This window comes from Marinobacter sp. BW6 (assembly GCF_008107725.1).
In the GTDB taxonomy this organism is placed as follows: domain Bacteria; phylum Pseudomonadota; class Gammaproteobacteria; order Pseudomonadales; family Oleiphilaceae; genus Marinobacter.
Genome location: NZ_VIRN01000061.1, coordinates 443,360 through 465,429 on the forward strand (window position 1 = coordinate 443,360; position 22,070 = coordinate 465,429).

Below are 22,070 nucleotides of genomic sequence, written 5' to 3' on the forward strand. Positions count from 1 at the left end.
TATTGTACACGGGTGCCGAACCCCTAACCAAACACCTTGATTTGACCTGGGGCAACGCCCGCAGTTCCAGCCGGGTAACGTCGTTGTCATACCTGCTCCGAAGGGCTAGACTTGATGCCCCATTTTTTTCAGCCAACGTTCAGGCAATCCCGCCAGCAGCGGGGTTCGTTGAGATAAGGGCCATTGCATGGCGGCAAGACATTTTCTGACATTGAATGACATGACAACCACCGAGCTGGAAAGCCTGGTAGATCATGCCACGGCATTGCGCAACGAATGGCGACAAGGCAAGGTTCGGGACTCCCTGAAAAACCGGGTGCTTGCGATGATCTTCGAGAAATCATCCACGCGAACCAGGGTTTCTTTTGAAGCCGGCATGGCCCAGCTCGGCGGCTCCGCAATGTTCCTGTCGCCAAAGGATACCCAGCTCGGCCGCGGCGAGCCTATTGAAGACTCTGCGATCGTCATCTCCAGCATGGTAGACGCGGTGATGATCCGCACCTTTGCCCATGAGACCGTTGAGCGCTTCGCCACTGCATCCCGGGTGCCGGTGATCAATGCCCTGACCGATGACTTTCATCCCTGCCAGCTGCTGGCCGACATGCAGACGTACCGCGAGCACCGCGGCAGCATTCGCGGCGCCACCGTGGCCTGGATCGGCGATGGGAACAACATGTGCCACTCGTACATCAACGCCGCCGCCCAGTTTGATTTCAACCTGAACATTGCCTGCCCCGAAGGCTACGAACCGGCCGAGTCACTGATCAAGGGCCACGAAGACCGGGTCAACGTGGTCCGGGATCCGGCAGAGGCGGCCCGCAACGCCCAGCTTCTGGTCACAGATGTCTGGGCTTCCATGGGTCAGGAAGACGAACAGAAAGCCCGTGAAAAAGCATTCAGTGGCTATCAGATCAACCCGGAACTGCTCTCTATAGCCGATAAAGATGCGCTCTTCATGCATTGCCTCCCGGCTCACCGTGGCGAGGAAATCTCGGCGGACATGATGGAACATCCCGCCTCCGTGGTCTGGGACGAGGCCGAAAACCGCCTGCATGCACAGAAGGCCCTGCTTGAATTTCTCATCCTGAACCGGCTGGATTGACTTCATGAGCACAACCGCGCAATCTCCGGCAGACTGGCTGCTTGAGGTCAACAACCTGTCCTGTGGCTACGGCGGGGATTCCGTGGTGAAGGATGTCAGTTTTGCCCTGAGTCATGGCGACATCGGTTGCCTCCTCGGTCCCAGCGGCTGCGGCAAGAGCACCATACTGCGCGCCCTGGCCGGCTTTCTCCCGCTGACCGGTGGCGAAATCTGTCTGCAGTCACAGGCCATCAGCCTGCCCGGACGCACCCTGCCCCCCGAAAAACGGCGGATCGGCATGGTGTTTCAGGATTACGCCCTGTTTCCGCACCTGAGCATCGCCGACAACGTGGGGTTCGGCCTGCGTAACCTGAACAAGGCGGAGAAACGGCAGAAGGTCATGGAACTACTGAATGTCGTGCACCTGCAGGACCTGGCCGACAACTACCCGCACGAACTGTCCGGGGGCCAACAGCAACGGGTTGCTCTGGCCCGCGCCCTGGCACCCGAGCCCACCCTGATCCTGCTGGATGAGCCGTTTTCCAACCTGGATGCGGATCTGCGCCGACGGCTGAGCCTGGATGTACGCGAAATCCTCAAGACCCTGGGCATCAGCGCCATTCTGGTCACCCATGACCAGCAGGAAGCGTTTGCCATGTGCGATCAGGTCGCGGTGTTGCGGGACGGCAGTATCCAGCAGTGGGACGTGCCCTATAACCTTTACCATGAACCGGCGAATCGTTTCGTTGCCAGCTTCGTGGGCCAGGGTGGGTTCATCCCCGGCACGGCCCTGGGGCCGGACACCATTGAGTCCGAACTTGGGGTGATTCATGGTAACCGGGCCTACAAATGGGAGCCAGGCACCCTGGTAGACGTCCTGATCCGCCCTGATGACATCGTTCATGACCCCGACTCGGATCTGCAACCAAAAGTGGTTGAAAAAACCTTTGCCGGCACTTCAACCCTCTACCGTTTCCGGTGCTCCGAAGACACGGAGTTCGAGGCCCTGTTCCGCAGCCATCTGGACTTCAATCTGGGTGAACATGTGCCGGTGCGGGTGGAGGCGGATCACCTGATTGCCTTCGAGCGTACCGCCTGATTCAGGACCCTAGTTGTTGCACACGCGCTCAACTGCATCCAGCCAGCCAGCGTAAAGCGATTCTCGCAAAGCCGGGCGCATTTCCGGATGGAACTGCCGCTCACATTCCCAAAGCCCGGAAATCTGTTCAAGGCTTTCAAAAACACCTGTCTGGAGTCCAGCGAGGTAGGCCGCCCCAAGAGCGGTTGTTTCTGTAACCTTGGGCCGGTCAACGGTGACATTCAGTATGTCGGTCAGAAACTGCATGACCCAGTCGTTCACCACCATACCGCCATCTACCCTCAGCGATTCAAGCCGGGCACCATCGTTCTGTATCGCACGAACCAGATCCTTGGTCTGATAGCAGACCGACTGCAGACCGGCGGTAACGATCTCGCCAATTCCCGTATCCCTGGTCAGGCCCATGATGGCACCGCGGGCATGAGGGTCCCAATGAGGTGCCCCCAAACCGGTAAATGCCGGGACCAGATATACCGGGTTGTCCACTCCGACGGCTTCCGCATGGGCCGAAGATTCGTTGGCGTGAGCGATCAACTTGAGCCCATCCCTCAGCCACTGCATGGCAGCACCGGCAACAAAAATACTACCCTCCACCGCATAACAGGGCTTACCGTTCAGGCGATAAGCCATGGTGGTCAGCAGCCGGTTTTCGGACCGGACGGCCTCATCGCCGGTGTTGAGGATAAGGAAACAGCCGGTGCCGTAGGTGCTCTTGGCCATGCCCGGGCGAAAGCAGGCCTGCCCCACCAGAGCGGCGTGCTGATCGCCTGCAATCCCGGCAATCATGACCGGACCACCCAGCCACCGCGCCTCGGCGGTGCCATAATCGGCGGCGCTGTCCAGAACCTCCGGCAGCAGGGCCCGGGGCACACGAAACAGGGAAAGAAGGTCGTCGTCCCAGTCCTGGTCATGGATATTGAAAAGCGAGGTGCGTGACGCATTGGTGGCGTCGGTGCAGTGAGATTTACCGTCGGTCAGATTCCATAGCAGCCAGCTATCCACGGTCCCGAAAGCCAGCTCACCAGATTCGGCGCGGCCGCGGGCGCCCTCCACGTTATCCAGGATCCAGGATATCTTGGTAGCCGAGAAGTAGGGATCAATCAACAGCCCGGTGCGCTCTACAACCATGTCCTCATGGCCGTCAGATTTCAGCTTGGTACACCAGGAGGCGGTTCGACGGTCCTGCCAGACAATGGCGTGGTAGATCGGCTCACCGGTTGACCTGTCCCAGATCACAGTCGTCTCACGCTGATTGGTGATGCCAATGCCCGCCAGTTCCGAGGCCTCGATGTTCGCCTTCGCAAGAGCGCCGCGGCACACTGCCAGAGTGCTGTCCCAGATTTCCCGGGCATCATGTTCTACCCAGCCGTCTTTCGGGAAATACTGGTGAAACTCCTGCTGGTCGGTTGCAACGCTGTTTCCCGTTTGGTCGAAAACAATGGCACGGGAACTGGTTGTTCCCTGGTCGATGGCGAGCAGATAACGGGTCATGGACGGCCTCCTGTTGTTTCCTGAGATTCTAACAGCAGAGTGGCCGGTAAAGGGTGATCGATACGGAATTTGGGACCGGGCATAAAAAAAGGGCCGGAAAACCGGCCCTCAAATGACGAATGAAACAAGGAAAGTTCGTAAGAACTACAACCTCAAAAGTCATCCCTTACGTTTTTGATTATTTACCGGGCAGCAAAAAACTTCAGTAGTCCTTGTGTAGCCGCTTTGTTACATCAGGTGAGGCGATGAGTCCTGTTTCACACAATTGAGTCCACAGGCTTTTTCCTGGGCCAGACCAGACTGAATTTCGCGCCGCCAAGCGTGTCGCTCCGGCTGACGAACGCGTGCCCCCCATGCCAGTAGAGAATCCGCCGGACAATAGACAAACCGAGGCCGTAGCCGCCCGAAGTTCGGGTACGACTGTCGTCCAGACGGGCAAACGCGGTAAATACTTTCTCCCAGTCTCCCTCGGGAATCCCGGGGCCATCGTCTTCAACGTCAATGCGGCAGTTGTCCTCATCAAAATGACAACTCACCAGCACCTTGCCAGCGGCGTAGCGACCGGCGTTGCCCACCAGATTCTGGATCGCCCGATGCAGGTAGCGAGGCTCGATATCCGACAACGTCCAACGCTCCGAAGCCTCATCAATATTACCTTCAATACTCAACTCGGGCCGAACCATCTGCTGCTCTGAAACCACCTGGCGGACAATGTCGGTGACCGAGGTCTCCAGAAGGGAGAATACCGGGCCACCCTGCTCCAAACGGGCATAGGTCAGGATCTCGTCGATCAGCTCGTCCAACTCCTGTATATCGCCATCAATGCCGTCCAGCTGCCTCTGAAGCGCGGCCTGATCCTGGCAGTCCTCGATCATCTGGACACCAAAGCGGATCCGGGCCACCGGGGTACGCAATTCGTGAGAAACGGCATGAATCATTTCCCGCTGCACCTGCACCAGGCGCTGTATGTGTTCGGCCATCCCGTTGAATGACGAGGCCAAACGGGTCACCATCGTCCCTTCGCCAGTCTGGACCCGGGCGCCCATTTCACCACGAGCAATTCGGACCGCTACCGACTCCACGGTTCTGAGATTACTGTCGACCTCCCGGAGCGCGAGGAACAGGGCAACAGCAAGCACCCCACCCAGCACCAGTGCCAGCAGCAGAACCACCGGCCAGGCCCAGGCGTTAAACGCAGCCGGCATATCGATCCGGTACAGCTCACCATCAGATAGCTGAACGATAACCCGGCCGCAGCCGTCCGATTCGTCGGTATAAAAGGCAAGGCCACGCTCGGCAACCTGGTCCAGAACGTCAGGGTCCGGCAGCAGGCCGACATCGTCCAGGGAGTGGACGTCAACATTAAGGGATCTGGCCATCTGAGAGGCAACATTGAGACGGTCACCCGTCGAGGCCGAATCAAGGTGCCACCGGAAGATCAACCCAATGGTTTCTGATACGTCCCGGTAGGGCTCATTCAGACGCAGCTGTAAAACCTCTCCGGAGAGCCCGGTTACCAGAACCCGGTACCCCACGTCACTCTCAATACCCACCACCTGGCCATAACCAAGTCGCTCCAGGGCCACCGGGGACAGGTTGAACCGGGAAGCCGCACCCATTCGGAGATCCACCGTCGAAGTCAGCCAATGGTATTGCTGTACCGGTGCCGGAGCGGCGGCCAGCCAGCGCATAAGGGGCTCGGGAAAGCGTTCGTGCCAGAACTGCGAGCGTACCGTATTGATACCGGTGAACAGCAGGACACAAAACAGGACAACCAGCGCGGTCAGGCCGGCGAGGCGGGCATACAGCTTGAGGAAGAACTTCAGGGACATGGTACCAACCCTGGCATGGAACACCGGTGTGCGAGTGCATGGCACACCGGCTCCAGAGACTGAATCGTCAGGCTTCCTTTACGAACAGGTAGCCTTTACTGCGAACGGTCTTGATGCGCCGCGGATGGATGGGGTCATCACCTATTTTGGGGCGAATCCGCGACACGCGAACATCAATGGAACGGTCCTGGCCATCGTATTCAATGCCGCGTAAAGCGGTGAAAATTTCTTCACGACTTAGCACACGGCCGGCGTTGCTGGCGAGTAACCAGAGCAAATCGAACTCAGCACTGGTCAGGTCGATGCTTTCTTCATTCAGCCAGGCTTCGCGCATGGAGCGATCAACGACCAGGTCGTTGAACTGAAGACGCACCGGTTCTTCACCGCCTGCATCGTCACCTGCCCCCTGGCCAGTCTCGGTGATCCGACGCAGCATGGCGCGAATACGTGCCAGCAATACCCTGGGTTTGACCGGCTTGCCGATGTAGTCGTCCGCACCCATTTCCAGGCCGAGAACCTGGTCCAAATCATCGGTGCGGGCAGTGAGCATGATGATCGGGCCGGAATAGAAAGGACGCACCCGACGGCAAATGGACAACCCGTCTTCACCCGGCAACATCAGATCCAGCACCACCAGATCCGGCTGCTCGTTGCGGATCCGCTCTACCGCGGGGCCGCCATGGGTTTCCAGGGAGACAGTCAACCCGTTGCTTTCAAGATATTCGCGGGTTAACTCTGCCAACCGCTCGTCGTCCTCGACAATCAGAATTCGCCAACTTTCGTTTGTCTGTTCCACGCCATCCATCTCTGGTTTTGTTATTCCGGTTTCAGGTCATTCTGTGTACCTGACAATACAGGCAACCTGCTGTAACAGCAATTATACATGCTATTCAGAAATATACATGGAACCGCTGCTTCGTTACACCCTGTGACACGGGTCCCGCACGCGTCAATCCATTCCCCAGTGTCACAGACACGTCACCTCGTGGTCACCCATGTGTCATACCGGCTTCATAGGCTTGTCGGGGAATGGAAACAAAAGAGACGACGCCATGACCACACAAACCGCAAAAGCCCGCCGCAGCGCCCGTCGCCTGAAAACCGACATGACCCGGTGCCCGAAACAGGTGGAGGCAGCCCAGCGACTGCGTTACCGGGTGTTTTCGGAAGAGTATGGCAGCGACCTGGGCGCAGAGACGCCAGGCATCGACGCCGACGAGTTCGACACCGTGTGTGACCACCTGATCGTAACCGACCTGGATTCCGGCGAGCTGGTAGCGACCACGCGAATCCTGCATCAGGCAGACGCGGCAGCCGTTGGCGGCTTTTACTCGGCAGGCGAGTTTGATTTGAGTGCCCTGGAACATCTCCCTGGCACCATCGCCGAACTGGGTCGCACCTGCGTTCACCCGGACTACCGCAACGGCGCGACCATCAGCCTGCTCTGGTCGGCAGTGGCCGAATACCTGGTTGAACGCGGCGTTGACTACATGATCGGCTGCGCGAGCATCGGCATGTCTGACGGAGGGCTGAAGGCCTGGCGCATCGCCCGCCATCTCCAGAAAGAGTACCTGGCCGACCCGGCTTTTCTGGTCAAACCGCTCCGGGCAATGCCGCATCTGACCCACACACGGGACAATGATCGCCCGGTGGACGTCCCCGCCCTGATCCGTGCCTACATGCGCCTGGGCGCCCGGGTCTGCGGTGAACCCTGCTGGGATCCGGATTTCCGTTGTGCCGACCTGCTGGTCGTGCTGGAGGTCAGCAAACTGGCCGGCCGCTACAGCCGGCACTTCATGCGCACGGCGTCCTGAAACCGGGAGTCTGGGAGATGAGCTGGCTGAGACTCTGCGTTCGAATCACTGCCTTTATGGCTTTTCTGGCAGCCACCACGATGCTGGCCGCCGGTTTGCGGATCACTGAAGTGGTTACCCGCAAAGCCATTGATCGGACACCCTGGGCCAGATTCTGTTTCCGGTGGGCCTGCCGGTGCCTAGGGCTGCATATACACCAGCATGGCTCACCGTCAGACGATACCGTCCTGTTCGTCAGCAACCATATCAGCTGGTCAGATATTCCGATTCTGGGGAGCCTGGCACCGATCCGGTTCCTTTCGAAAGCCGAGGTTGGCCAGTGGCCGGTCATAGGCTGGCTGGCACGACAGGCCGGCACGCTTTTCATCCGGCGCGGGGGTGGCCAGGCCCGCCGCGTCCGGGACCAGATTATCGAGAATTTGCAGGCTGGAGAGAATGTCCTGGTCTACCCGGAAGGAACCACCAGCGCAGGTCTGACCGTATTACCGTTCCACGGCCTGTTGCTCAAGGCCGCACCGGAAAGCAAGACACCAGTCCAGCCCGTCACCATCGCCTATCGCCGAGACGGGCGCCCCGATCATCTGGCCCCCTTCATTGGAGACGATGAGTTCCACAGCCATCTACTGCGGATGATCAGACAGCCCTCTGCCCGGGTCGACGTTGTCTTCCACGCACCGATGTATCCTTCGGATCAGGCCCCAACCGGTGAGTTGGCCGCCCGCCTGCGAGAAGCCGTTCTCGACGGCCTGACGCGGATATACAGCGGCGAATACGACGAGCCGGTGACAGATCTCCTCAGAACAGAGGATGGCCCTGAGCTACCTCATCTTCCGTCGCTTCACGGCGGCCAACGATCTCCAGATCAAAGTACAGGGTAAAGCCCGCCAGCGGGTGATTGGCATCCACCTTCACCAGATTGCCGTCGATCCCGACAACCTGCACGATCTGAGCCTCATCGCCGGTGTTGGTCTGGAATTTCATGCCAATCTGCAGGTTCTCGATGCCTTCAAACAGTGAGCGCGGCACCTTGCGCACCAACTCCGGCTTGTGCTCCCCATACGCCATGGCCGGCGGCACCGTTACCTCCAGGCAATCTCCCACATTGCGGTCTTTCACCGCCTGCTGAATCCCTTCAATAATCTCGGGGCTGCCGTAGACAAAATGCAGGGGCTCACTGCCTTCGGAAGTATCAACCAGCTCGCCGATCTTGTTTTTCAGTACGTAGTGAACGGTAAAAACGTCGGGTCTTGCTTGTGAAGCTGTCATCAGGTTTTCGAGTTTCCTGTATCCGGTGGTGATTCGAGCTGCTGCAGGCCATGAATAACCAGTCGCTGATCCAGCTTGTCCCGCAATCCTGAAGGGTTGCTCAGACCCATGCGCTCAAGCAGGGCCCCATAACGGCCTTCGTCGTCCCGGGCCCGGAGGGCCTGTAACAGAGTGGCCAGTTTACCACGACGAGTGGCCGTTGCGGCCTTGAGTCCCTTAAGGGCTTTCCCCAACGCCAGCTCCTCATCGGTAAAATCCCTGCCAAACGGGAACGGCGGGAACAGGCTGGCATCTCCCGCTGCCGCAACGGCACGCCGGATTGCCTGCGGGGTGTTGTTACACCAGTCGGCAGGCAGCTTGAACGCAGGATCCACCTTGCCTGCCTTCTGGGCTTTCTTCAGAAGCTCCTGCTGGAAACGGGAGTCTGCGATGCGGATCAGCCGCAGGAATACCTGCTCATCTGACTGCCCCCTCAGGTCGGCAATTCCGTATTCGGTAATCACAATATCCCGCAGGTGCCGGGGAATGGTGCAATGCCCATAGTTGAAGACAATATTGGAGAGTACCTTGCCGTGGGATGAGCGCGTGCTACGCAGAGACAATATGGAACGGGCGCCCGGCAACTCGTGAGCCATGGCAACAAAGTTGTACTGGCCACCCACACCACTCACTACCCGTCCGTCGTCCAGGCCATCCGATACCCCGGCGCCGTTGAGGGTGTACATCATTGCCGAATTGATAAAGCGGCCATGAACGCGCTGTGCGGCTTTCAGCTTCTGGTCGCCAAACGGGTGATCGTACAAGTGGTTGATAAAATTCACGCTGGTCATGCAGATTTTGGCACGCTGCTCGTCGGTCAGCTCTCTGAGGTACTGGTAGAACTGCTCGGGACCAACGTAGAAACCACCGTGCATGGCAATGCCGCCAGTCAGCCGCTCCCCGAGAGCCAGGGTTTCGATAGCCTGCCGGGCCTCCGGATTGTCCAGATCACCCTCGACCGACTGATCACCAATACGCAACCGGCCGCCCTTGAACTCGACAGCCTCTTTGAAGACGCCATGCTGGACCAGCCAATGAACATCCTTTGCCCGCAACGGGCTATCAATCAGCTTTTCGCGGCGCAGGACATCGAGGGTTGCGAGAGACACCTCGCTGGAAATATCGCCCCGGTTAATCAGCGCTTGCAGCCCGGCGTGATCGTATACCTCACGGGTAAGGATGCCTTCCTGCATCAGGTACAGAAAACCATCCACCATCATCTCACTACAGCCATAAAGCCCTTCCTCGAAGGGCCCGGTGCCACCATCCTGGCCAACGACAGGGAAATGCTGATCAACCTTGAGATGGTCAAACACCTGCCGCCAGGCATCGTTGTGACTGTGTCGGAGGATGGCGCTGTGGACCAGGGCTGCGCCCAGTGAGCCGATGCCAACCTGGAGCGTACCGCCGTCCTTCAGGAGGGTACTGGCGTAGAATCCGATCAGGTGGTCTTCCGGGCTGACCGACATCTGGGGCGCTGAGAACAGCGGATAGTCTCCCGAAGGCTGATCGAGCAAGACATCGAACCGGTCCGCCTCAATGGCGGCGTGGTGCCCGAACCACGGAAGGTTCTGATTCATCTCGGCCACCAGCGCAACCGGTGTGCCAGCGGCTTCCCGCTCCCGCAATAAAGGAATCAGGTCCAGAGTCAGGTCGGGATTGCAACTCAGACTGACTTGCCCGGGCTGCCCATGGGCGTCGCCCGGAGACACCATCTGGGCGACCACATTGACCCCCACGGCCATAAGATCGCGAACGGCATGGGTGTAGTTGGTACAAACGTAATGCCGCTGCTGGGAACGATTGTTCAGGTAACTGCCTGCCTTGAAGAAAAACTCCGAGACCTGGACATTCTTCGGGAGGCGATTGGCTGATACATCCCGGGCATAGGCCAGTTCGGGAATTCGACCATAGAGCCGCTCTACAAATGGCCCCATGAAGCGTTTCTCGAGCGAGGAGCCTCCCTTTGGCGCCAGCAGCGAGAGTGCCGTCACAATGTGCAGACGGATTTCCGGATCGTCCTTGGCCCGCTGGTACAACGCATTGACAAAACGGACCGGTTTGCCAAGCCCAAGCGGCAAACCAAGTGTGATTTCCTTGCCAACTCGGCGAATCACCTCATCAACACAGGCGTTCACGTCGTTCGATAACTGCCCTCTATCACCCGCCATTACCAAGCTCCTTATCGGCTAATCAGCATGCTAGCGGGGATGATCACACGAGGATCGGACACAGACAATGCGCCAGATCATGATTCTGCGGTTTGAAGGTCTTGAGGGATTCAGGAGGTGTGTGAAAGTTTCAGAAGTTCCACTTCAGATTCAGGCAGGCGCCCTCGTTCAGAAGTGCAATGCCATGGTCGGCCTGAGCCGGATCCGACGCATAATGTTTGCCGGAATGTTTCGTACGGGTCAGCGTAAGGCTCAGCAGGCGGGAACCGATCTCGGTGAATGCCTCGGAACTGTCGCCTTCGAAATCGCCGGAAACCTGTTCCTGCATCTCGAAGATCTGCTCACTGGTTGTCGTGCTTTCGACTTGCTCGAATACGCGCTCGGATGCTTCGGCGCGAACGACAAATGCAACGAGATTGAGAGCGAGCAATGCGACAAAGATGCGAATAATCATGACACTGCCTGAGACCTCTTTTCCGACACGGGAGTCTACGGATACCTTAGGCTTAAGTCTAATGATTAAGGGCCGGAAAGATGTGAATCTGCACACAAAGGCGCCGACTTTTTGTCACGAGATCACGATGTTTTTGTCAATTTATGATCCCTGATATTTCAGAACGTAACGGCGCCCCCGGTCAGTGCCACGCGACCGGGGGTTTAGACCGCGAATCCAGCGGCTTCAGGGGCAGGGATAGGTGAATTCCTGGTGGATAACCTCAATGGCCTCCAGTACTTCAGGGGTCAAGGTGACTCGCGCGGATCCGATGTTCTCCCGCAACTGCTCCATGGACGTCGCACCAATGATATTACTGGTCACGAAGTTGCGACTGTTCACATAAGCCAGCGCCATCTGGACCGGAGTCAATCCGCTTTCCCGGGCCAGCTCAACGTATGCCCGGGTGGCATTCATACCACGACCACTGGTGTAACGGCTAAAACGCTCGTACAGCGTCATTCTGGCTTTTTCCGGCCACTTGCCGCCCAGATATTTGCCAGACAACATGCCGAACGCCAGCGGCGAATAGGCCAGCAAACCGGCCTGCTCCCGATGGGCGATTTCCGCCATCCCCACCTCGAATGAGCGATTCAGGAGATTATAGGGATTCTGGATACTGGCCACGCGGGGCCAGCCCTTCTCACCGGCCAGACGGAGATACTCCATGGTGCCCCATGGTGTTTCATTGGACAGCCCGATGTGCCGGACCTTACCCGACTGCACCAGTTCATCCATCGCCTCCAGTGTTTCCTCGATGGGTGTGAAGGACTCTTCCGGGTTGTGCTCGTAACCGAGCTTGCCGAAAAAGTTCGTGCTCCGATCCGGCCAGTGCACCTGGTAAAGATCGATGTAATCGGTCTGCAGGCGTTTCAGACTGGCGTCGCAGGCTTCCAGAATGTGATCGCGGGTCAGACGCGGACCATTGCGCAGGTACTTCAGACCATTCCCCGGCCCTGCAACTTTGGAAGCAATTACCAGGTCGTCGCGCTTGCCTCTGCTGGCAAGCCAGTTCCCCAGATAAGTTTCGGTCAGTCCCTGGGTTTCCGCCCTTGGCGGCACCGGGTACATCTCGGCGGCATCGATAAAGTTGATACCTTCATTTACGGCGTAATCCAACTGCTCAAATGCTTCCCTTTCAGTGTTCTGCTCGCCCCAGGTCATGGTGCCCAGGCAAATCAGGGTTACATCTAAATCCGTCTTTCCAAGCTTTCTCGTTTGCATATCGTCTCCGATTCGGTTCGGTTAACGGGTAAAGGGAATGTCACGGGAGTGTCGTATAACTGTCATGCCAGCTTTTCATAGTAGAGGCATGTCAAAGGAAGCACAGGAAACACCGTGACCGAAACCATGCAGGCCAACCGGCGCCAACAACACATTACCATTGTTTCGGAGACCTTTCCGCCGGAAATCAATGGGGTGGCGAACACGCTCAGGCATCTTTGCCAGGGACTGATGCAGCGTGGGCACCGGGTGACGGTTATACGGCCACGACAGCAACATGAGCGCAAAGGCAACTTCGCCAGCGCCGGCGAGGCCCTGTTCACCCGTGAGCATGTGGTGACCGGATTGCCTCTACCCGGCTACGCGGACCTGCGCTTTGGCCTGGCCCGGACCAGTCACCTGAAAAAGCTCCTGGCCACCGACCGTCCTGATGCCCTCTACATTGCCACCCAGGGTCCACTGGGTGTCGCCGCCACATCAGCGGCACGCCAGATGGGCATTCCGGTGAGCTCCGGTTTCCACACCAACTTCCACAGCTACAGTCGGTATTACGGCGTCGGCATGCTGGAACGATTGCTGTGCCTCTATGGCCGCTGGTTCCATAACCGCACCGCCATCACCCTGGTACCAACCCGAAAAATGCAACAGACGACGCGGGCCATGGGCATTCCGGCAACCGGGCTCTGGAGTCGGGGCGTGGACTGTCATCGATTCACTCCCCACAAGCGGGACAGCGCGTTACGCGAATCCTGGGGGCTACAGCCCAACGACCGAGCCATTCTGTACGTAGGCCGGCTTGCACCGGAGAAGAACCTGCGAATGGCGGTTGGCTGCTTCGAGCGGATCCGGGGGCTCCACCCCCAGGCCAGGTTCATCCTGGTTGGCGACGGCCCGCTTCGGCGTCAGCTTGCTGAACGTCACCCGGATTACGTGTTCTGCGGCACCCGGCGTGGTGACGACCTGGCCCGACATTTTGCCTCAGGTGATCTGTTCCTGTTCCCGAGCAAGACCGATACCTTTGGCAACGTGGTACTGGAGGCCATGGCCAGCGGCCTGGGTGTTGTCAGCTTTGACGACGCTGCAGCAGCCGAACACATCCGCCACGAGGAAAACGGCATGAAAGTGCCCCTGGATCAGGACGAGGCTTACGTCGACAGCGCCCTTCGACTGGCCGATCAACCGACCCTGCTGAACCGGATCAGGGCCCAGGCAAGGCTGGACGCCCTGGAACAGAGCTGGAATTCGCAGATCGAACAGTTTGAACAACTGGTTTTCAATCAAACCGCAAAGGCCGGATACCATGCCGTCAACAAGCAAAGCGTCTCGCTTCTTTGAACTGGCAGACCAGCGGGAAGTCGCTTTCTGCCACTCTATCAACCGCGCTGTTCGTTTCCGGCCGGCCCTAGGCTATTTCCGACTGGCAAGCCGACTTGGCGACGGCTGGTTCTGGTACGCACTGATTCTGTCCACCCCCTTTCTCTATCCGCAATCGGGCCCCGGCCTGGCCCTGCTCATGGCGTTGACGGGGCTCACCTGTACCGTCAGCTACAAGCTGCTCAAACGCTGGCTTATCCGGGAACGACCGTTTATATCCTTCCCGGCCATAAACTGCGGCACACCGCCCCTGGACCGCTACAGTTTTCCCTCCGGCCACACACTGCACGCGGCCTGCTTTCAGGTTATGCTCACCATCGCCGAACCCGCGCTGGCGCTGATCGTGCTCCCATTTACCCTCAGTGTTGCCGCATCACGGGTGGTTCTGGGCCTGCACTACCCCAGCGACGTGGCCGCAGGCGCCTTGATCGGTGGGCTGATGGGTTACGTAGCCATGAGCTGGCTGCACTCCGATTTCGTGACCACATTTGCCGGATCTATCTGAACACTAATCAAACAGGCGCAACTGGGTAACCGGGGCGTCATCATTGCGAAAACGCACGCCCAGACCCAGCAGCCGCACCGGACGCTCCCGGTTGGTCACCAGTTCTGCAAGCAGCGGCAGATAATCTTCCAGTGCGGGCTCTTTGACCTGTTCCCGGACCCGTTCCAGAGTATGGGTTGAAAAATCACTGTAGCGGATCTTTATAAAAAGCTTGTGGATCGGTTTCCGACGGGCCTTGCGTGACAGGCGAAGGTTGAGATCCGCAACCAGAGAGGCCATGACGGTCTCGCAGGCGGCCATGTCCGGCAAATCCTGGGAAAAGGTTCGTTCCACGCTGACCGACTTGGCAATCCGCGACACCACGACAGCCCTGTCATCCCGCCCGTGGGCCATCTCATGGAGGCGATAGCCCTGCTTGCCGAAACGCTCTATCAACACATCGGCCCCAAGCGCCTGCATGTCCCCGCAGGTCTTGACCCCCAGCGCATGCAGTTTCGAGGCGGTCACCTGCCCTACTCCAAACAGCTTCTCAACCGGCAATCTCTGGACGAACTCCTCGACGTCCTCCGGTCGAATCACGAACAACCCGTCCGGTTTTTCCCAGTCGCTGGCGATCTTGGCGAGGAACTTGTTCGGCGCAACCCCGGCGGAAATGGTAATGCCGACTTCCTGGCGCACCCGCTCACGAAGGTGGCGCGCCATAAGGGTGGCACTGCCTTTGTGATCGGACACATCAGAGACGTCCAGAAAAGCCTCATCCAGAGAGAGCGGCTCCACCAGGTCTGTCAGTTCCCGCAGGATCGCCATCACCTGCTGTGAGACCGCCCGATATCGGCCCATGTCCGTCGGCACCGTCACCAGCCCCGGGCACAGCCGACGCGCCTCGCTACCTGGCATCGCCGACCGCACACCGTAGGCCCTGGCCTTGTAATTACAGGTGGTCACCACGCCCCGACCGCCATCGCCACCCACCGCCAGCGGCACATCCCGGAGGCTGGGATCGTCCCGCATCTCCACGGCCGCGTAGAAGCAGTCACAATCCACATGGATGATCTTGCGTTGTGGCATAATCAGGGGGCTCGCGTCGACTTTCTGTACATTTATACAGCCTTGTATCTTAAGCTAACATGCAGAGAATGTCAGGAACCCTAATAACCGGCGCATCAACCATTACGAGGCCATCATGAACAACCCGATTCCTGAAGCAGAACGCACCGAAATTGAAGCCGCAGCCTTCCGTCGCCTGGTCAAACACCTGCGTGAAAACACTGATGTGCAGAACATCGACCTGATGAACCTGGCGGGGTTCTGCCGCAACTGCCTGTCTAAATGGTATCGGGCAGAGGCGGATGAGCGGGGTTTCGAGATTTCTGACCCCCAGGCCCGTGAGGCAATCTACGGCATGCCGTATGAGGACTGGAAGGCGCTCTATCAGTCAGGCCCCAAGCAGGAACACAAATAATGAGCGTCAACGATGCCGTAAGGATTCACCTGGCATCCCTGGACGCTGGCCACGCCAGCTTCAAAGATTCCCTGGCACTGATCGAACAGCACTTCGAGTACCAGCCGTGCGGCTTTCGCAACGGCCCGCTGGTAAATGCAGAAGGCGAGAACGCCGGGTCCTGTCGGATCTTTGGTCTGGGCCAGTACTGCAACCTAAGCGAAGTGGACACGCTCAAACTGTTTGCCGAGCACTATCAGCAGGTTCTGGGCGACCCGACTGGCGAGAGCCATGGCAACATCCGCCAGTTCATCAGCACCGGATGGTCAGGCATCCGATTCGAAGGCGTGCCACTCCGGCAGCGCCCGAACCCAACCGACAACATGACCAGGGAAGAGACTCCTTCATGAGCGATACCGCCACCTCCGGGGTAAAACAGGGTTTTCAGCTAAAAAGCGCCAGCGTGTCCATGACAGCCCTGGAGCTCTACTACTTTGACGACGGCGAGTTCGAAGAAGTTCTGCGGGACAAGATCAGCCAGGCACCCGGGTTCTTCAAGGACATTCCGCTGATCATCAGTCTGGAGAAATACCAGGGTCTGGACAGCGAACTGGATTTTTTCAAGATCATCGGTACCTGTCGGCGCAACAACATCCACGTGATTGGCGTGCGCGGTGGTACCGACGACCAGCGCCGCCTCGCCCGCGGCGCTGCACTGGCATTGCTGCCAGGCAACGGCCAGCGCGATCGCACCCATGAAGCGGAACAGGCGGCCGCGGAAGAGGCAGAAACCGCTGTTGTTGCTGCCTCGACGGGCACTGCCGGCGACCCGCCCCCGGCCAAGATCGTCTCCCAGCCGGTGCGTTCCGGCCAACAAGTCCACGCACCGGAAGGTGACCTGGTTATTCTGGCGCCCGTGCAGGCCGGTGCCGAGGTGCTTGCGGCAGGCAACATCCATGTCTATGGCCCCCTGCGGGGCCGGGCGCTGGCCGGCATCCATGGCGCAGAATCCGCACGAATTTTCTGCCAATCCCTGGAAGCGGAGCTTGTGTCCATCGCGGGACACTATAAAATCTCCGAAGATCTTCAGGACAATGGCTGGAAAAGCGCTGTGCAAATCCAGCTCAGGGACGACCTGCTGGTGGTAACGCCACTGGACAAGGCCTGATATTGGAGTTGAATACAATAACTTGACCGGATAATTCGGCAGACACGACGAATCCACCGAGAAACAGGAACAGAACCTTGGCTAGAATTATTGTCGTTACCTCAGGAAAGGGCGGCGTTGGCAAAACCACCACCAGCGCCTCGATCAGCACCGGCCTTGCCAAACGGGGCCATAAGACAGTAGTCATCGATTTTGATGTGGGCCTGCGCAACCTGGACCTGATCATGAACTGCGAGCGTCGCGTGGTGTACGACTTCGTAAACGTGATCCAGGGCGAAGCCTCCCTGAACCAGGCCCTGATCCGCGACAAGCGGGTCGATACCCTCTATATCCTTCCGGCCTCCCAGACCCGGGAAAAGGAAGCACTGACCAAAGATGGCGTCGAGAAGGTCATCAACGAGCTTTCCGAGACGTTCGATTACATCGTCTGCGACTCCCCCGCCGGTATTGAGCATGGCGCCCTGATGGCACTGTATTACGCTGATGAGGCGATTGTGGTCACCAACCCCGAAGTGTCCTCGGTCCGGGATTCCGACCGCATTCTGGGCATTCTGCAGAGCAAGTCCCGCCGTGCCGAAATGGGCCAGGATCCGGTCAAGGAACACCTGCTTCTGACCCGCTACAACCCGTCCCGGGTAGAAAAAGGCGAGATGCTATCCGTGGCAGATGTGGAGGAAATCCTTGCGATTCCGCTGCTGGGTGTCATACCCGAAAGCCAGATTGTACTGAATGCGTCAAACCAGGGCTTGCCCGTTATCCTCGAAGAGGACAGCGATGCCGGCCAGGCCTATGAAGACGCAGTCGCGCGCCTGCTGGGTGAGGAACGGGAACACCGTTTCATGACCTCCCAGAAGAAAGGTTTCTTCTCACGGATGTTCAAGGGGGGCTAAGGGATGAGTTTCCTCGATTATTTCAAGGGCAAGAAAAACAAATCCGCAAGCGTTGCCAAAGAGCGCCTGCAGATCATCGTCGCCCACGAGCGTGGCCAGCGCGAGCAGCCGGATTATCTGCCCCAGCTTCAGCAGGAGCTGCTTGAGGTTATCCGCAAGTATGTCCAGATCAGTGACGACATGGTTCAGGTTGAAGTGGACCGAAACGAGAGTTGCTCGGTTCTGGAACTGAACGTCACGTTACCGGAGCGATAAACCCCGTGGTCTGTCCCTGAGCGGACAGGCCATGACTTACCAGCGGGCGAAGTGGTCCTCCATCAGGCCCCTCAGGTCCTTTACCTCAATTTTTCCGCCAGTCGCATCCGTCACCGTTCCATTAAACGTGCCCACGTACTGCCGGAAGTTGGATGCCAGCACCCAGGCGTTCAGTTTTTCCTTGCGAACACCAGCCGGGACAAAATGCAGATCAATCCGGCCATCCTCCGTGGTCACATGCCAGTCACTGCCCGGCTGATAGCGATCAAAACGGAACCTTGCTGCGCCCAACTTATGGCAGACGCCTTCCAGCCAGAGCGCATTTTCTGTCATCCCCGTTTCATTGACCCCGGCGGCCAGATTCAGCCCCAGAGATCTGCCATCCGGAAGCTGCCCGGCCAGGCAGGCCCAGTTCCAGGCGGTTTCCCGGCGCATGAAGCCGCAGCTCCAGTCAATGGTTCCCCGGGTCTGCTCGTCGCAGCGCCAGATACGGTGATCCCATCTCACTTCCCCTTCCACCGGCAAGCCCGCCGACTTGCGGGTAAACACCCAGCCATTGTAGCCGGCCGGGCAAACCAGCCGGAGCGGATCCCGATCCTCTTTCAGGGTAAGTTCGATACGGATACCACCGGGGGCCGACACCGTGATCGTTCGGCCATCAGCGGAAGGCGCGATGCGCACGGCAACCTCGCCCTTGCTGAACGTCGCCACACCTTCCTCCGGCAGTGGCTCGATGCGGGTTTGCCTGGCCAGTGGCTGGAGGAACGATTGCTCCATCATCTGGCCGGTCTCGAAGTCGTAGAGATAGAAAAACCCGCTTCCCAGCAGCTTTAGATCCACAACCGCCAGGCCAAAAACCCAGCCCGGGCCCATGGCGCTGACAAACTGAAACTGGTTGAAACGCCAGCGCCTGGCCAGCCTCGAACGGGGGCGATCCATCACCGTGCGCAGGTCATAGTCCAGGTAGTTGATCTCTTCTACCGCTTCATCAAGAAGTCCGGCAACCACCTGCCCTTTGCCGTTGATCAGTTTTTTTATGCTCATAGTCGTCGTCAGATCAGGCCAATTTAAGGGACGGATTCAACAGGTCGCTACCTGGTTCACAATCCACTGTTTCCGAAGCCATGACAGTAAAAGCCTCATGCTATGCTCGGCCCACCATCTGCAAGGGAGTGTACCCTATGAGAAAGAGCATGGCCCATGGCATTACGGGCTGGGCCTCGGTCATCAGCGGGCTTGTCTGTGCATTGCTGGTCTTTGCTGTTGCCGCCAGTGCACGGGCTGAACTGCCCAATGAAACCGACGAGGAATGGACGCTGCGCAAGGAAGCCGATCATATCCGGGTCTATACCATCGACCAGCCGAACTCCAGCTTCAAGGCCTTCAAGGCGGTGGCGGTGCTCGATGCCCCCATCGAAAACCTGATGGCCGTCATGGCTAACCCCGGTTCCTGTGTCGAGTGGGTGCATAACTGCACCGAATCCTATGCTTTCGGTGATGGCGAGTTCCATGATCGCTTTGCCTATTCAGTAAACGACATGCCCTGGCCAGTCACCGACCGGGACTATGTACTGCGTATCCAGACCCGCGGAGATCAGGCATCCAGTGAGATTGTCATGAACCTGAACGCCATGCCCGATCAGCGGGCGGAAAACAGTAGCCGGGTGAGAGTCGACCGGTCCGACACCCTCTACCGATTCACGCCGGAGGGTGACAAGACCAGGATGGTCTGGGTTCAGCACACGGATCCCAATGGTGCGCTACCGGGATGGCTGGTGAACTCCCTGCTGGTGGATATTCCCGTGCGCTCCATGGAAGAACTGGAACGCGTGGCCAGGACAGAGAAATACCGGGGATACCGGCTGGTTTACGACGAGCAAGGTCAACTGACCGGCATTCGGCGGGCCTCTCCCTGAGCCGCGCTACTTATGAAGGGATGACGTACGCGGTATCACGCGCTAAGCTTTACGAAAGGACTCTAGAAGGCAGCCCAGATTAATGACCGTTCTCGCTTACGAGATCATGACACCCAGCATAAAGGCCGTCCCCCAGTCCTGGACCATGGATCGGCTGGCTCGTTTTCTCACCGACAACGAAATAACCGGCAGCCCCGTCACCAATGACGAGGGCGAGATTGTCGGCATTGCCACTCTGAAAGACATCACCGAATTCCGCTGGAACGCCACTCGCTCCGATGCCGACAGGCATCTGACACCGGAGGAACGCGAGGAAGCCCGGCGTCTCCGGATGGTGATCTTTGAAGAGATGGGGAAGGTACCGGTAGAAGTCCGCGACATCATGACTCCCATCGTTTTATCGGTTGACGAGAAGACGCCGGTGCGCGACATTGCCAATATCATGATGCGCGAGCACCTGCACCGGATCTTTGTCACCAGTGATTCAAAAATTACCGGCATCGTAACGACTTACGATATGCTGAAAGTGATCTCGGATGAGGAACTCACGCAACGCTGCGCCGATAACGACTGAGCCACCAGAGAGGTAGCGCCACTTATGCCCAGAGCACCGCAAGCTCGCCGAAAGATGTACGTCCTCGATACCAACGTCCTGATCCACGACCCGAACGCCCTCCTCAACTTTGAAGAACACGATGTCATCATCCCGATGACGGTCCTCGAAGAACTCGACAGCCTCAAATCCGGCAAGCAGGCCGTGGCCGCTGACTGCCGTCAGGCCATTCGCAACATCGACAAGTTGTTGGGCGATGCCAGCCCGAAGGTTATCGAAAAGGGTGTCCCCATCGTTCGAGGCAAGAAGGCGGAGCCACTGGGAAGTCTTTCTATCCTGATGAGCACCGGTGACAGTGGCAATCATTCGCTGCCCGAACACCTGAACGACAACAAGATCATCAACACCCTGGCGGCACTCCAGAACCGCCATAAGTCCCGGGATATCATCCTGGTGTCCAAAGACATCAACATGCGCCTGAAGGCGCGCGGCTTCGGTGTGGAGGCTCAGGATTACCACAACGACCAACTGCTCGACGACATCGATCTTCTGCCCAAGGGCTACCGGGAGTTCCCGAACTCCTTCTGGGACACCATCGAAAAGGTAGAAACCGTTCAGCGGGAAGGCTCGACAGAACACATCCTGAAACGGGAAGGCGAACTGGCGAAGCTGAACATCAACGAATTTGTCGTGGATGAAATGGGCTTCGTCGGCAAGGTAGTGGATCTCACCGACACCCAGGTGATTATCAAGGACCTGCATCAGCACGACCTGATGAACGAGGAAGTCTGGGGTCTGGTACCCCGGGACATCTACCAGGCCATGGCCCTGAACCTGCTTCTGGACCCGGACATTCACCTGGTCAACCTGACCGGTTCCGCCGGCTCGGGCAAAACTATCCTGGCCCTCGCCGCCTGCATCGAGATGACCGTGGCCAGCAAGCTGTACAAGCGCATCATCGCCACCCGTTCCACCCAGGGACTGGATGAGGACATCGGGTTCCTGCCCGGTACCGAGGCCGAAAAAATGGAGCCGTGGCTGGGCGCCATCGTCGACAACCTGGAAGCACTCCATGAAGATGACGAGAACATGACCGCCAGCGTCGACTACATCCTCAGCAAGGTGCCCCTGCACTTCAAATCCATGAACTACATCCGGGGCCGCAGTTTCCAGCACAGTCTGATCATCATCGATGAATCCCAGAACCTGACGCCACACCAGATCAAAACCATTATTACCCGGGCCGGTAACGGCTCAAAGGTGATCTGTCTGGGTAACCTTGCGCAGATCGACACCCCCTATCTGAGCGCCCTGAGTTCGGGCCTCACCTACATGACCGAGCGATTCAAGCGTTTCCGCCACGGCGCCCATATTCATCTGCAGGGCGTTCCGCGTTCGCTGCTGGCGGAGTTTGCCGAGGCCAATCTCTAACCCCTCTTTGACCCCGTCGACGTTCGC

General features: G+C 58.4%; 23 protein-coding genes. 14 read left to right on the forward strand and 9 right to left on the reverse strand.

Going from position 1 to position 22,070, the window contains the following annotated elements:
• Window positions 1–187: 187 nt before the first annotated feature.
• Entirely contained in the window at window positions 188–1,102 is a 915-nt protein-coding gene (argF, locus tag FMN52_RS07740) for an ornithine carbamoyltransferase (protein ID WP_148608088.1), read from the forward strand.
• A gap of 4 nt (window positions 1,103–1,106) precedes the next feature.
• The gene (locus FMN52_RS07745) at window positions 1,107–2,180 is read left to right on the forward strand and encodes an ABC transporter ATP-binding protein (protein ID WP_148608089.1); all 1,074 of its coding nucleotides are present in this window, start codon (window positions 1,107–1,109) and stop codon (window positions 2,178–2,180) included.
• 9 nt (window positions 2,181–2,189) lie between these two features.
• Here the strand turns inward: FMN52_RS07745 and glpK are convergent, their stop codons facing one another.
• From glpK to FMN52_RS07760, 3 genes are all read right to left on the reverse strand, one after another.
• Window positions 2,190–3,671: a glycerol kinase GlpK gene (gene glpK / locus FMN52_RS07750; RefSeq protein WP_148608090.1), complete on the reverse strand. Its 1,482-nt coding sequence runs from the start codon at window positions 3,669–3,671 to the stop codon at window positions 2,190–2,192.
• Window positions 3,672–3,928: 257 nt separating this feature from the next.
• On the reverse strand, window positions 3,929–5,548 hold the full coding sequence (locus tag FMN52_RS07755) for an ATP-binding protein (protein ID WP_346341306.1): 1,620 nt from the start codon (window positions 5,546–5,548) through the stop codon (window positions 3,929–3,931).
• Between the two features lie 22 nt (window positions 5,549–5,570).
• Entirely contained in the window at window positions 5,571–6,308 is a 738-nt protein-coding gene (locus FMN52_RS07760; RefSeq protein ID WP_148608091.1) for a response regulator, read from the reverse strand.
• 247 nt (window positions 6,309–6,555) lie between these two features.
• Here FMN52_RS07760 and FMN52_RS07765 point away from each other — a divergent pair, with 247 nt between their 5' ends.
• Window positions 6,556–7,317: a GNAT family N-acyltransferase gene (locus FMN52_RS07765; RefSeq protein WP_148608092.1), complete on the forward strand. Its 762-nt coding sequence runs from the start codon at window positions 6,556–6,558 to the stop codon at window positions 7,315–7,317.
• A gap of 17 nt (window positions 7,318–7,334) precedes the next feature.
• Window positions 7,335–8,195 carry a lysophospholipid acyltransferase family protein gene (locus FMN52_RS07770; protein ID WP_148608093.1) on the forward strand — a complete coding sequence of 287 codons (861 nt, stop codon included), beginning with the start codon at window positions 7,335–7,337 and terminating at the stop codon, window positions 8,193–8,195.
• Here FMN52_RS07770 and FMN52_RS07775 read toward each other — a convergent pair.
• The 4 genes from FMN52_RS07775 to FMN52_RS07790 all read right to left on the reverse strand — a co-directional run bounded on the left by FMN52_RS07775 (window position 8,113) and on the right by FMN52_RS07790 (window position 12,510).
• Window positions 8,113–8,583, reverse strand: a complete 471-nt coding sequence (locus FMN52_RS07775) for a peptidylprolyl isomerase (protein WP_148608094.1) — start codon at window positions 8,581–8,583, stop codon at window positions 8,113–8,115. The genes FMN52_RS07770 and FMN52_RS07775 overlap by 83 nt on opposite strands.
• On the reverse strand, window positions 8,583–10,793 hold the full coding sequence (locus FMN52_RS07780) for an acetyl-CoA hydrolase/transferase C-terminal domain-containing protein (RefSeq protein WP_148608095.1): 2,211 nt from the start codon (window positions 10,791–10,793) through the stop codon (window positions 8,583–8,585). Before FMN52_RS07780 ends, FMN52_RS07775 begins: the two co-directional genes overlap by 1 nt.
• 130 nt (window positions 10,794–10,923) lie before the next feature.
• Window positions 10,924–11,247 (reverse strand): hypothetical protein, encoded by a 324-nt coding sequence (locus tag FMN52_RS07785; RefSeq protein ID WP_148608096.1) that lies wholly within the window; start codon window positions 11,245–11,247, stop codon window positions 10,924–10,926.
• Window positions 11,248–11,472: 225 nt separating this feature from the next.
• The gene (locus FMN52_RS07790) at window positions 11,473–12,510 is read right to left on the reverse strand and encodes an NADP(H)-dependent aldo-keto reductase (RefSeq protein ID WP_148608097.1); all 1,038 of its coding nucleotides are present in this window, start codon (window positions 12,508–12,510) and stop codon (window positions 11,473–11,475) included.
• 126 nt (window positions 12,511–12,636) lie between these two features.
• Here FMN52_RS07790 and FMN52_RS07795 point away from each other — a divergent pair, with 126 nt between their 5' ends.
• Window positions 12,637–13,845 (forward strand): glycosyltransferase family 1 protein, encoded by a 1,209-nt coding sequence (locus FMN52_RS07795; RefSeq protein WP_148608266.1) that lies wholly within the window; start codon window positions 12,637–12,639, stop codon window positions 13,843–13,845.
• Window positions 13,811–14,389 (forward strand): phosphatase PAP2 family protein, encoded by a 579-nt coding sequence (locus tag FMN52_RS07800; RefSeq protein WP_148608098.1) that lies wholly within the window; start codon window positions 13,811–13,813, stop codon window positions 14,387–14,389. The genes FMN52_RS07795 and FMN52_RS07800 overlap by 35 nt, the downstream gene beginning before the upstream one ends.
• Window positions 14,390–14,392: 3 nt before the next feature.
• Here FMN52_RS07800 and dinB read toward each other — a convergent pair whose 3' ends face one another.
• Window positions 14,393–15,457, reverse strand: coding sequence for a DNA polymerase IV (gene dinB / locus FMN52_RS07805; RefSeq protein ID WP_148608099.1), 1,065 nt, complete (start codon window positions 15,455–15,457; stop codon window positions 14,393–14,395).
• A 115-nt stretch (window positions 15,458–15,572) separates the two neighbouring features.
• On the opposite strand from dinB, the gene FMN52_RS07810 reads away from it, so the two are divergent.
• The 5 genes from FMN52_RS07810 to minE all read left to right on the forward strand — a co-directional run bounded on the left by FMN52_RS07810 (window position 15,573) and on the right by minE (window position 18,143).
• A complete protein-coding gene (locus tag FMN52_RS07810; RefSeq protein ID WP_148608100.1) occupies window positions 15,573–15,851 on the forward strand; it encodes a DUF1244 domain-containing protein in 279 nt (92 codons plus the stop codon).
• Window positions 15,851–16,240 carry a HopJ type III effector protein gene (locus FMN52_RS07815; protein WP_148608101.1) on the forward strand — a complete coding sequence of 130 codons (390 nt, stop codon included), beginning with the start codon at window positions 15,851–15,853 and terminating at the stop codon, window positions 16,238–16,240. The genes FMN52_RS07810 and FMN52_RS07815 overlap by 1 nt, the downstream gene beginning before the upstream one ends.
• Entirely contained in the window at window positions 16,237–16,998 is a 762-nt protein-coding gene (minC, locus tag FMN52_RS07820) for a septum site-determining protein MinC (RefSeq protein ID WP_148608102.1), read from the forward strand. The genes FMN52_RS07815 and minC overlap by 4 nt, the downstream gene beginning before the upstream one ends.
• A 77-nt stretch (window positions 16,999–17,075) precedes the next feature.
• Complete coding sequence (minD, locus tag FMN52_RS07825; RefSeq protein WP_064227084.1) at window positions 17,076–17,888, forward strand: septum site-determining protein MinD; 813 nt, start codon at window positions 17,076–17,078, stop codon at window positions 17,886–17,888.
• Between the two features lie 3 nt (window positions 17,889–17,891).
• Window positions 17,892–18,143: a cell division topological specificity factor MinE gene (gene minE, locus FMN52_RS07830; protein ID WP_064227083.1), complete on the forward strand. Its 252-nt coding sequence runs from the start codon at window positions 17,892–17,894 to the stop codon at window positions 18,141–18,143.
• 36 nt (window positions 18,144–18,179) lie between these two features.
• On the opposite strand, the gene FMN52_RS07835 is transcribed toward minE, so the two are convergent.
• Window positions 18,180–19,187, reverse strand: coding sequence for a DUF2804 domain-containing protein (locus FMN52_RS07835; RefSeq protein ID WP_148608103.1), 1,008 nt, complete (start codon window positions 19,185–19,187; stop codon window positions 18,180–18,182).
• Between the two features lie 137 nt (window positions 19,188–19,324).
• Between FMN52_RS07835 and FMN52_RS07840 the strand changes: the two genes are divergently transcribed.
• The 3 genes from FMN52_RS07840 to FMN52_RS07850 all read left to right on the forward strand — a co-directional run bounded on the left by FMN52_RS07840 (window position 19,325) and on the right by FMN52_RS07850 (window position 22,043).
• Window positions 19,325–20,059 (forward strand): START domain-containing protein, encoded by a 735-nt coding sequence (locus FMN52_RS07840; RefSeq protein ID WP_148608104.1) that lies wholly within the window; start codon window positions 19,325–19,327, stop codon window positions 20,057–20,059.
• A gap of 82 nt (window positions 20,060–20,141) precedes the next feature.
• Window positions 20,142–20,633 (forward strand): CBS domain-containing protein, encoded by a 492-nt coding sequence (locus FMN52_RS07845; RefSeq protein ID WP_148608105.1) that lies wholly within the window; start codon window positions 20,142–20,144, stop codon window positions 20,631–20,633.
• A 54-nt stretch (window positions 20,634–20,687) separates the two neighbouring features.
• Window positions 20,688–22,043: a PhoH family protein gene (locus FMN52_RS07850; protein WP_148608267.1), complete on the forward strand. Its 1,356-nt coding sequence runs from the start codon at window positions 20,688–20,690 to the stop codon at window positions 22,041–22,043.
• The last annotated feature ends 27 nt before the right edge of the window (window positions 22,044–22,070 follow it).

Coding starts and splice junctions, on each gene's coding strand:
- argF (WP_148608088.1), top strand. CDS start 188: ATGGCGGCAAGACATTTTCTGACATTGAATGACATGACAACCACCGAG.
- FMN52_RS07745 (WP_148608089.1), top strand. CDS start 1,107: ATGAGCACAACCGCGCAATCTCCGGCAGACTGGCTGCTTGAGGTCAAC.
- glpK (WP_148608090.1), bottom strand. CDS start 3,671: ATGACCCGTTATCTGCTCGCCATCGACCAGGGAACAACCAGTTCCCGT.
- FMN52_RS07760 (WP_148608091.1), bottom strand. CDS start 6,308: ATGGATGGCGTGGAACAGACAAACGAAAGTTGGCGAATTCTGATTGTC.
- FMN52_RS07765 (WP_148608092.1), top strand. CDS start 6,556: ATGACCACACAAACCGCAAAAGCCCGCCGCAGCGCCCGTCGCCTGAAA.
- FMN52_RS07770 (WP_148608093.1), top strand. CDS start 7,335: ATGAGCTGGCTGAGACTCTGCGTTCGAATCACTGCCTTTATGGCTTTT.
- FMN52_RS07775 (WP_148608094.1), bottom strand. CDS start 8,583: ATGACAGCTTCACAAGCAAGACCCGACGTTTTTACCGTTCACTACGTA.
- FMN52_RS07780 (WP_148608095.1), bottom strand. CDS start 10,793: ATGGCGGGTGATAGAGGGCAGTTATCGAACGACGTGAACGCCTGTGTT.
- FMN52_RS07785 (WP_148608096.1), bottom strand. CDS start 11,247: ATGATTATTCGCATCTTTGTCGCATTGCTCGCTCTCAATCTCGTTGCA.
- FMN52_RS07790 (WP_148608097.1), bottom strand. CDS start 12,510: ATGCAAACGAGAAAGCTTGGAAAGACGGATTTAGATGTAACCCTGATT.
- FMN52_RS07795 (WP_148608266.1), top strand. CDS start 12,637: ATGCAGGCCAACCGGCGCCAACAACACATTACCATTGTTTCGGAGACC.
- FMN52_RS07800 (WP_148608098.1), top strand. CDS start 13,811: ATGCCGTCAACAAGCAAAGCGTCTCGCTTCTTTGAACTGGCAGACCAG.
- dinB (WP_148608099.1), bottom strand. CDS start 15,457: ATGCCACAACGCAAGATCATCCATGTGGATTGTGACTGCTTCTACGCG.
- FMN52_RS07810 (WP_148608100.1), top strand. CDS start 15,573: ATGAACAACCCGATTCCTGAAGCAGAACGCACCGAAATTGAAGCCGCA.
- FMN52_RS07815 (WP_148608101.1), top strand. CDS start 15,851: ATGAGCGTCAACGATGCCGTAAGGATTCACCTGGCATCCCTGGACGCT.
- minC (WP_148608102.1), top strand. CDS start 16,237: ATGAGCGATACCGCCACCTCCGGGGTAAAACAGGGTTTTCAGCTAAAA.
- minE (WP_064227083.1), top strand. CDS start 17,892: ATGAGTTTCCTCGATTATTTCAAGGGCAAGAAAAACAAATCCGCAAGC.
- FMN52_RS07835 (WP_148608103.1), bottom strand. CDS start 19,187: ATGAGCATAAAAAAACTGATCAACGGCAAAGGGCAGGTGGTTGCCGGA.
- FMN52_RS07840 (WP_148608104.1), top strand. CDS start 19,325: ATGAGAAAGAGCATGGCCCATGGCATTACGGGCTGGGCCTCGGTCATC.
- FMN52_RS07845 (WP_148608105.1), top strand. CDS start 20,142: ATGACCGTTCTCGCTTACGAGATCATGACACCCAGCATAAAGGCCGTC.
- FMN52_RS07850 (WP_148608267.1), top strand. CDS start 20,688: ATGTACGTCCTCGATACCAACGTCCTGATCCACGACCCGAACGCCCTC.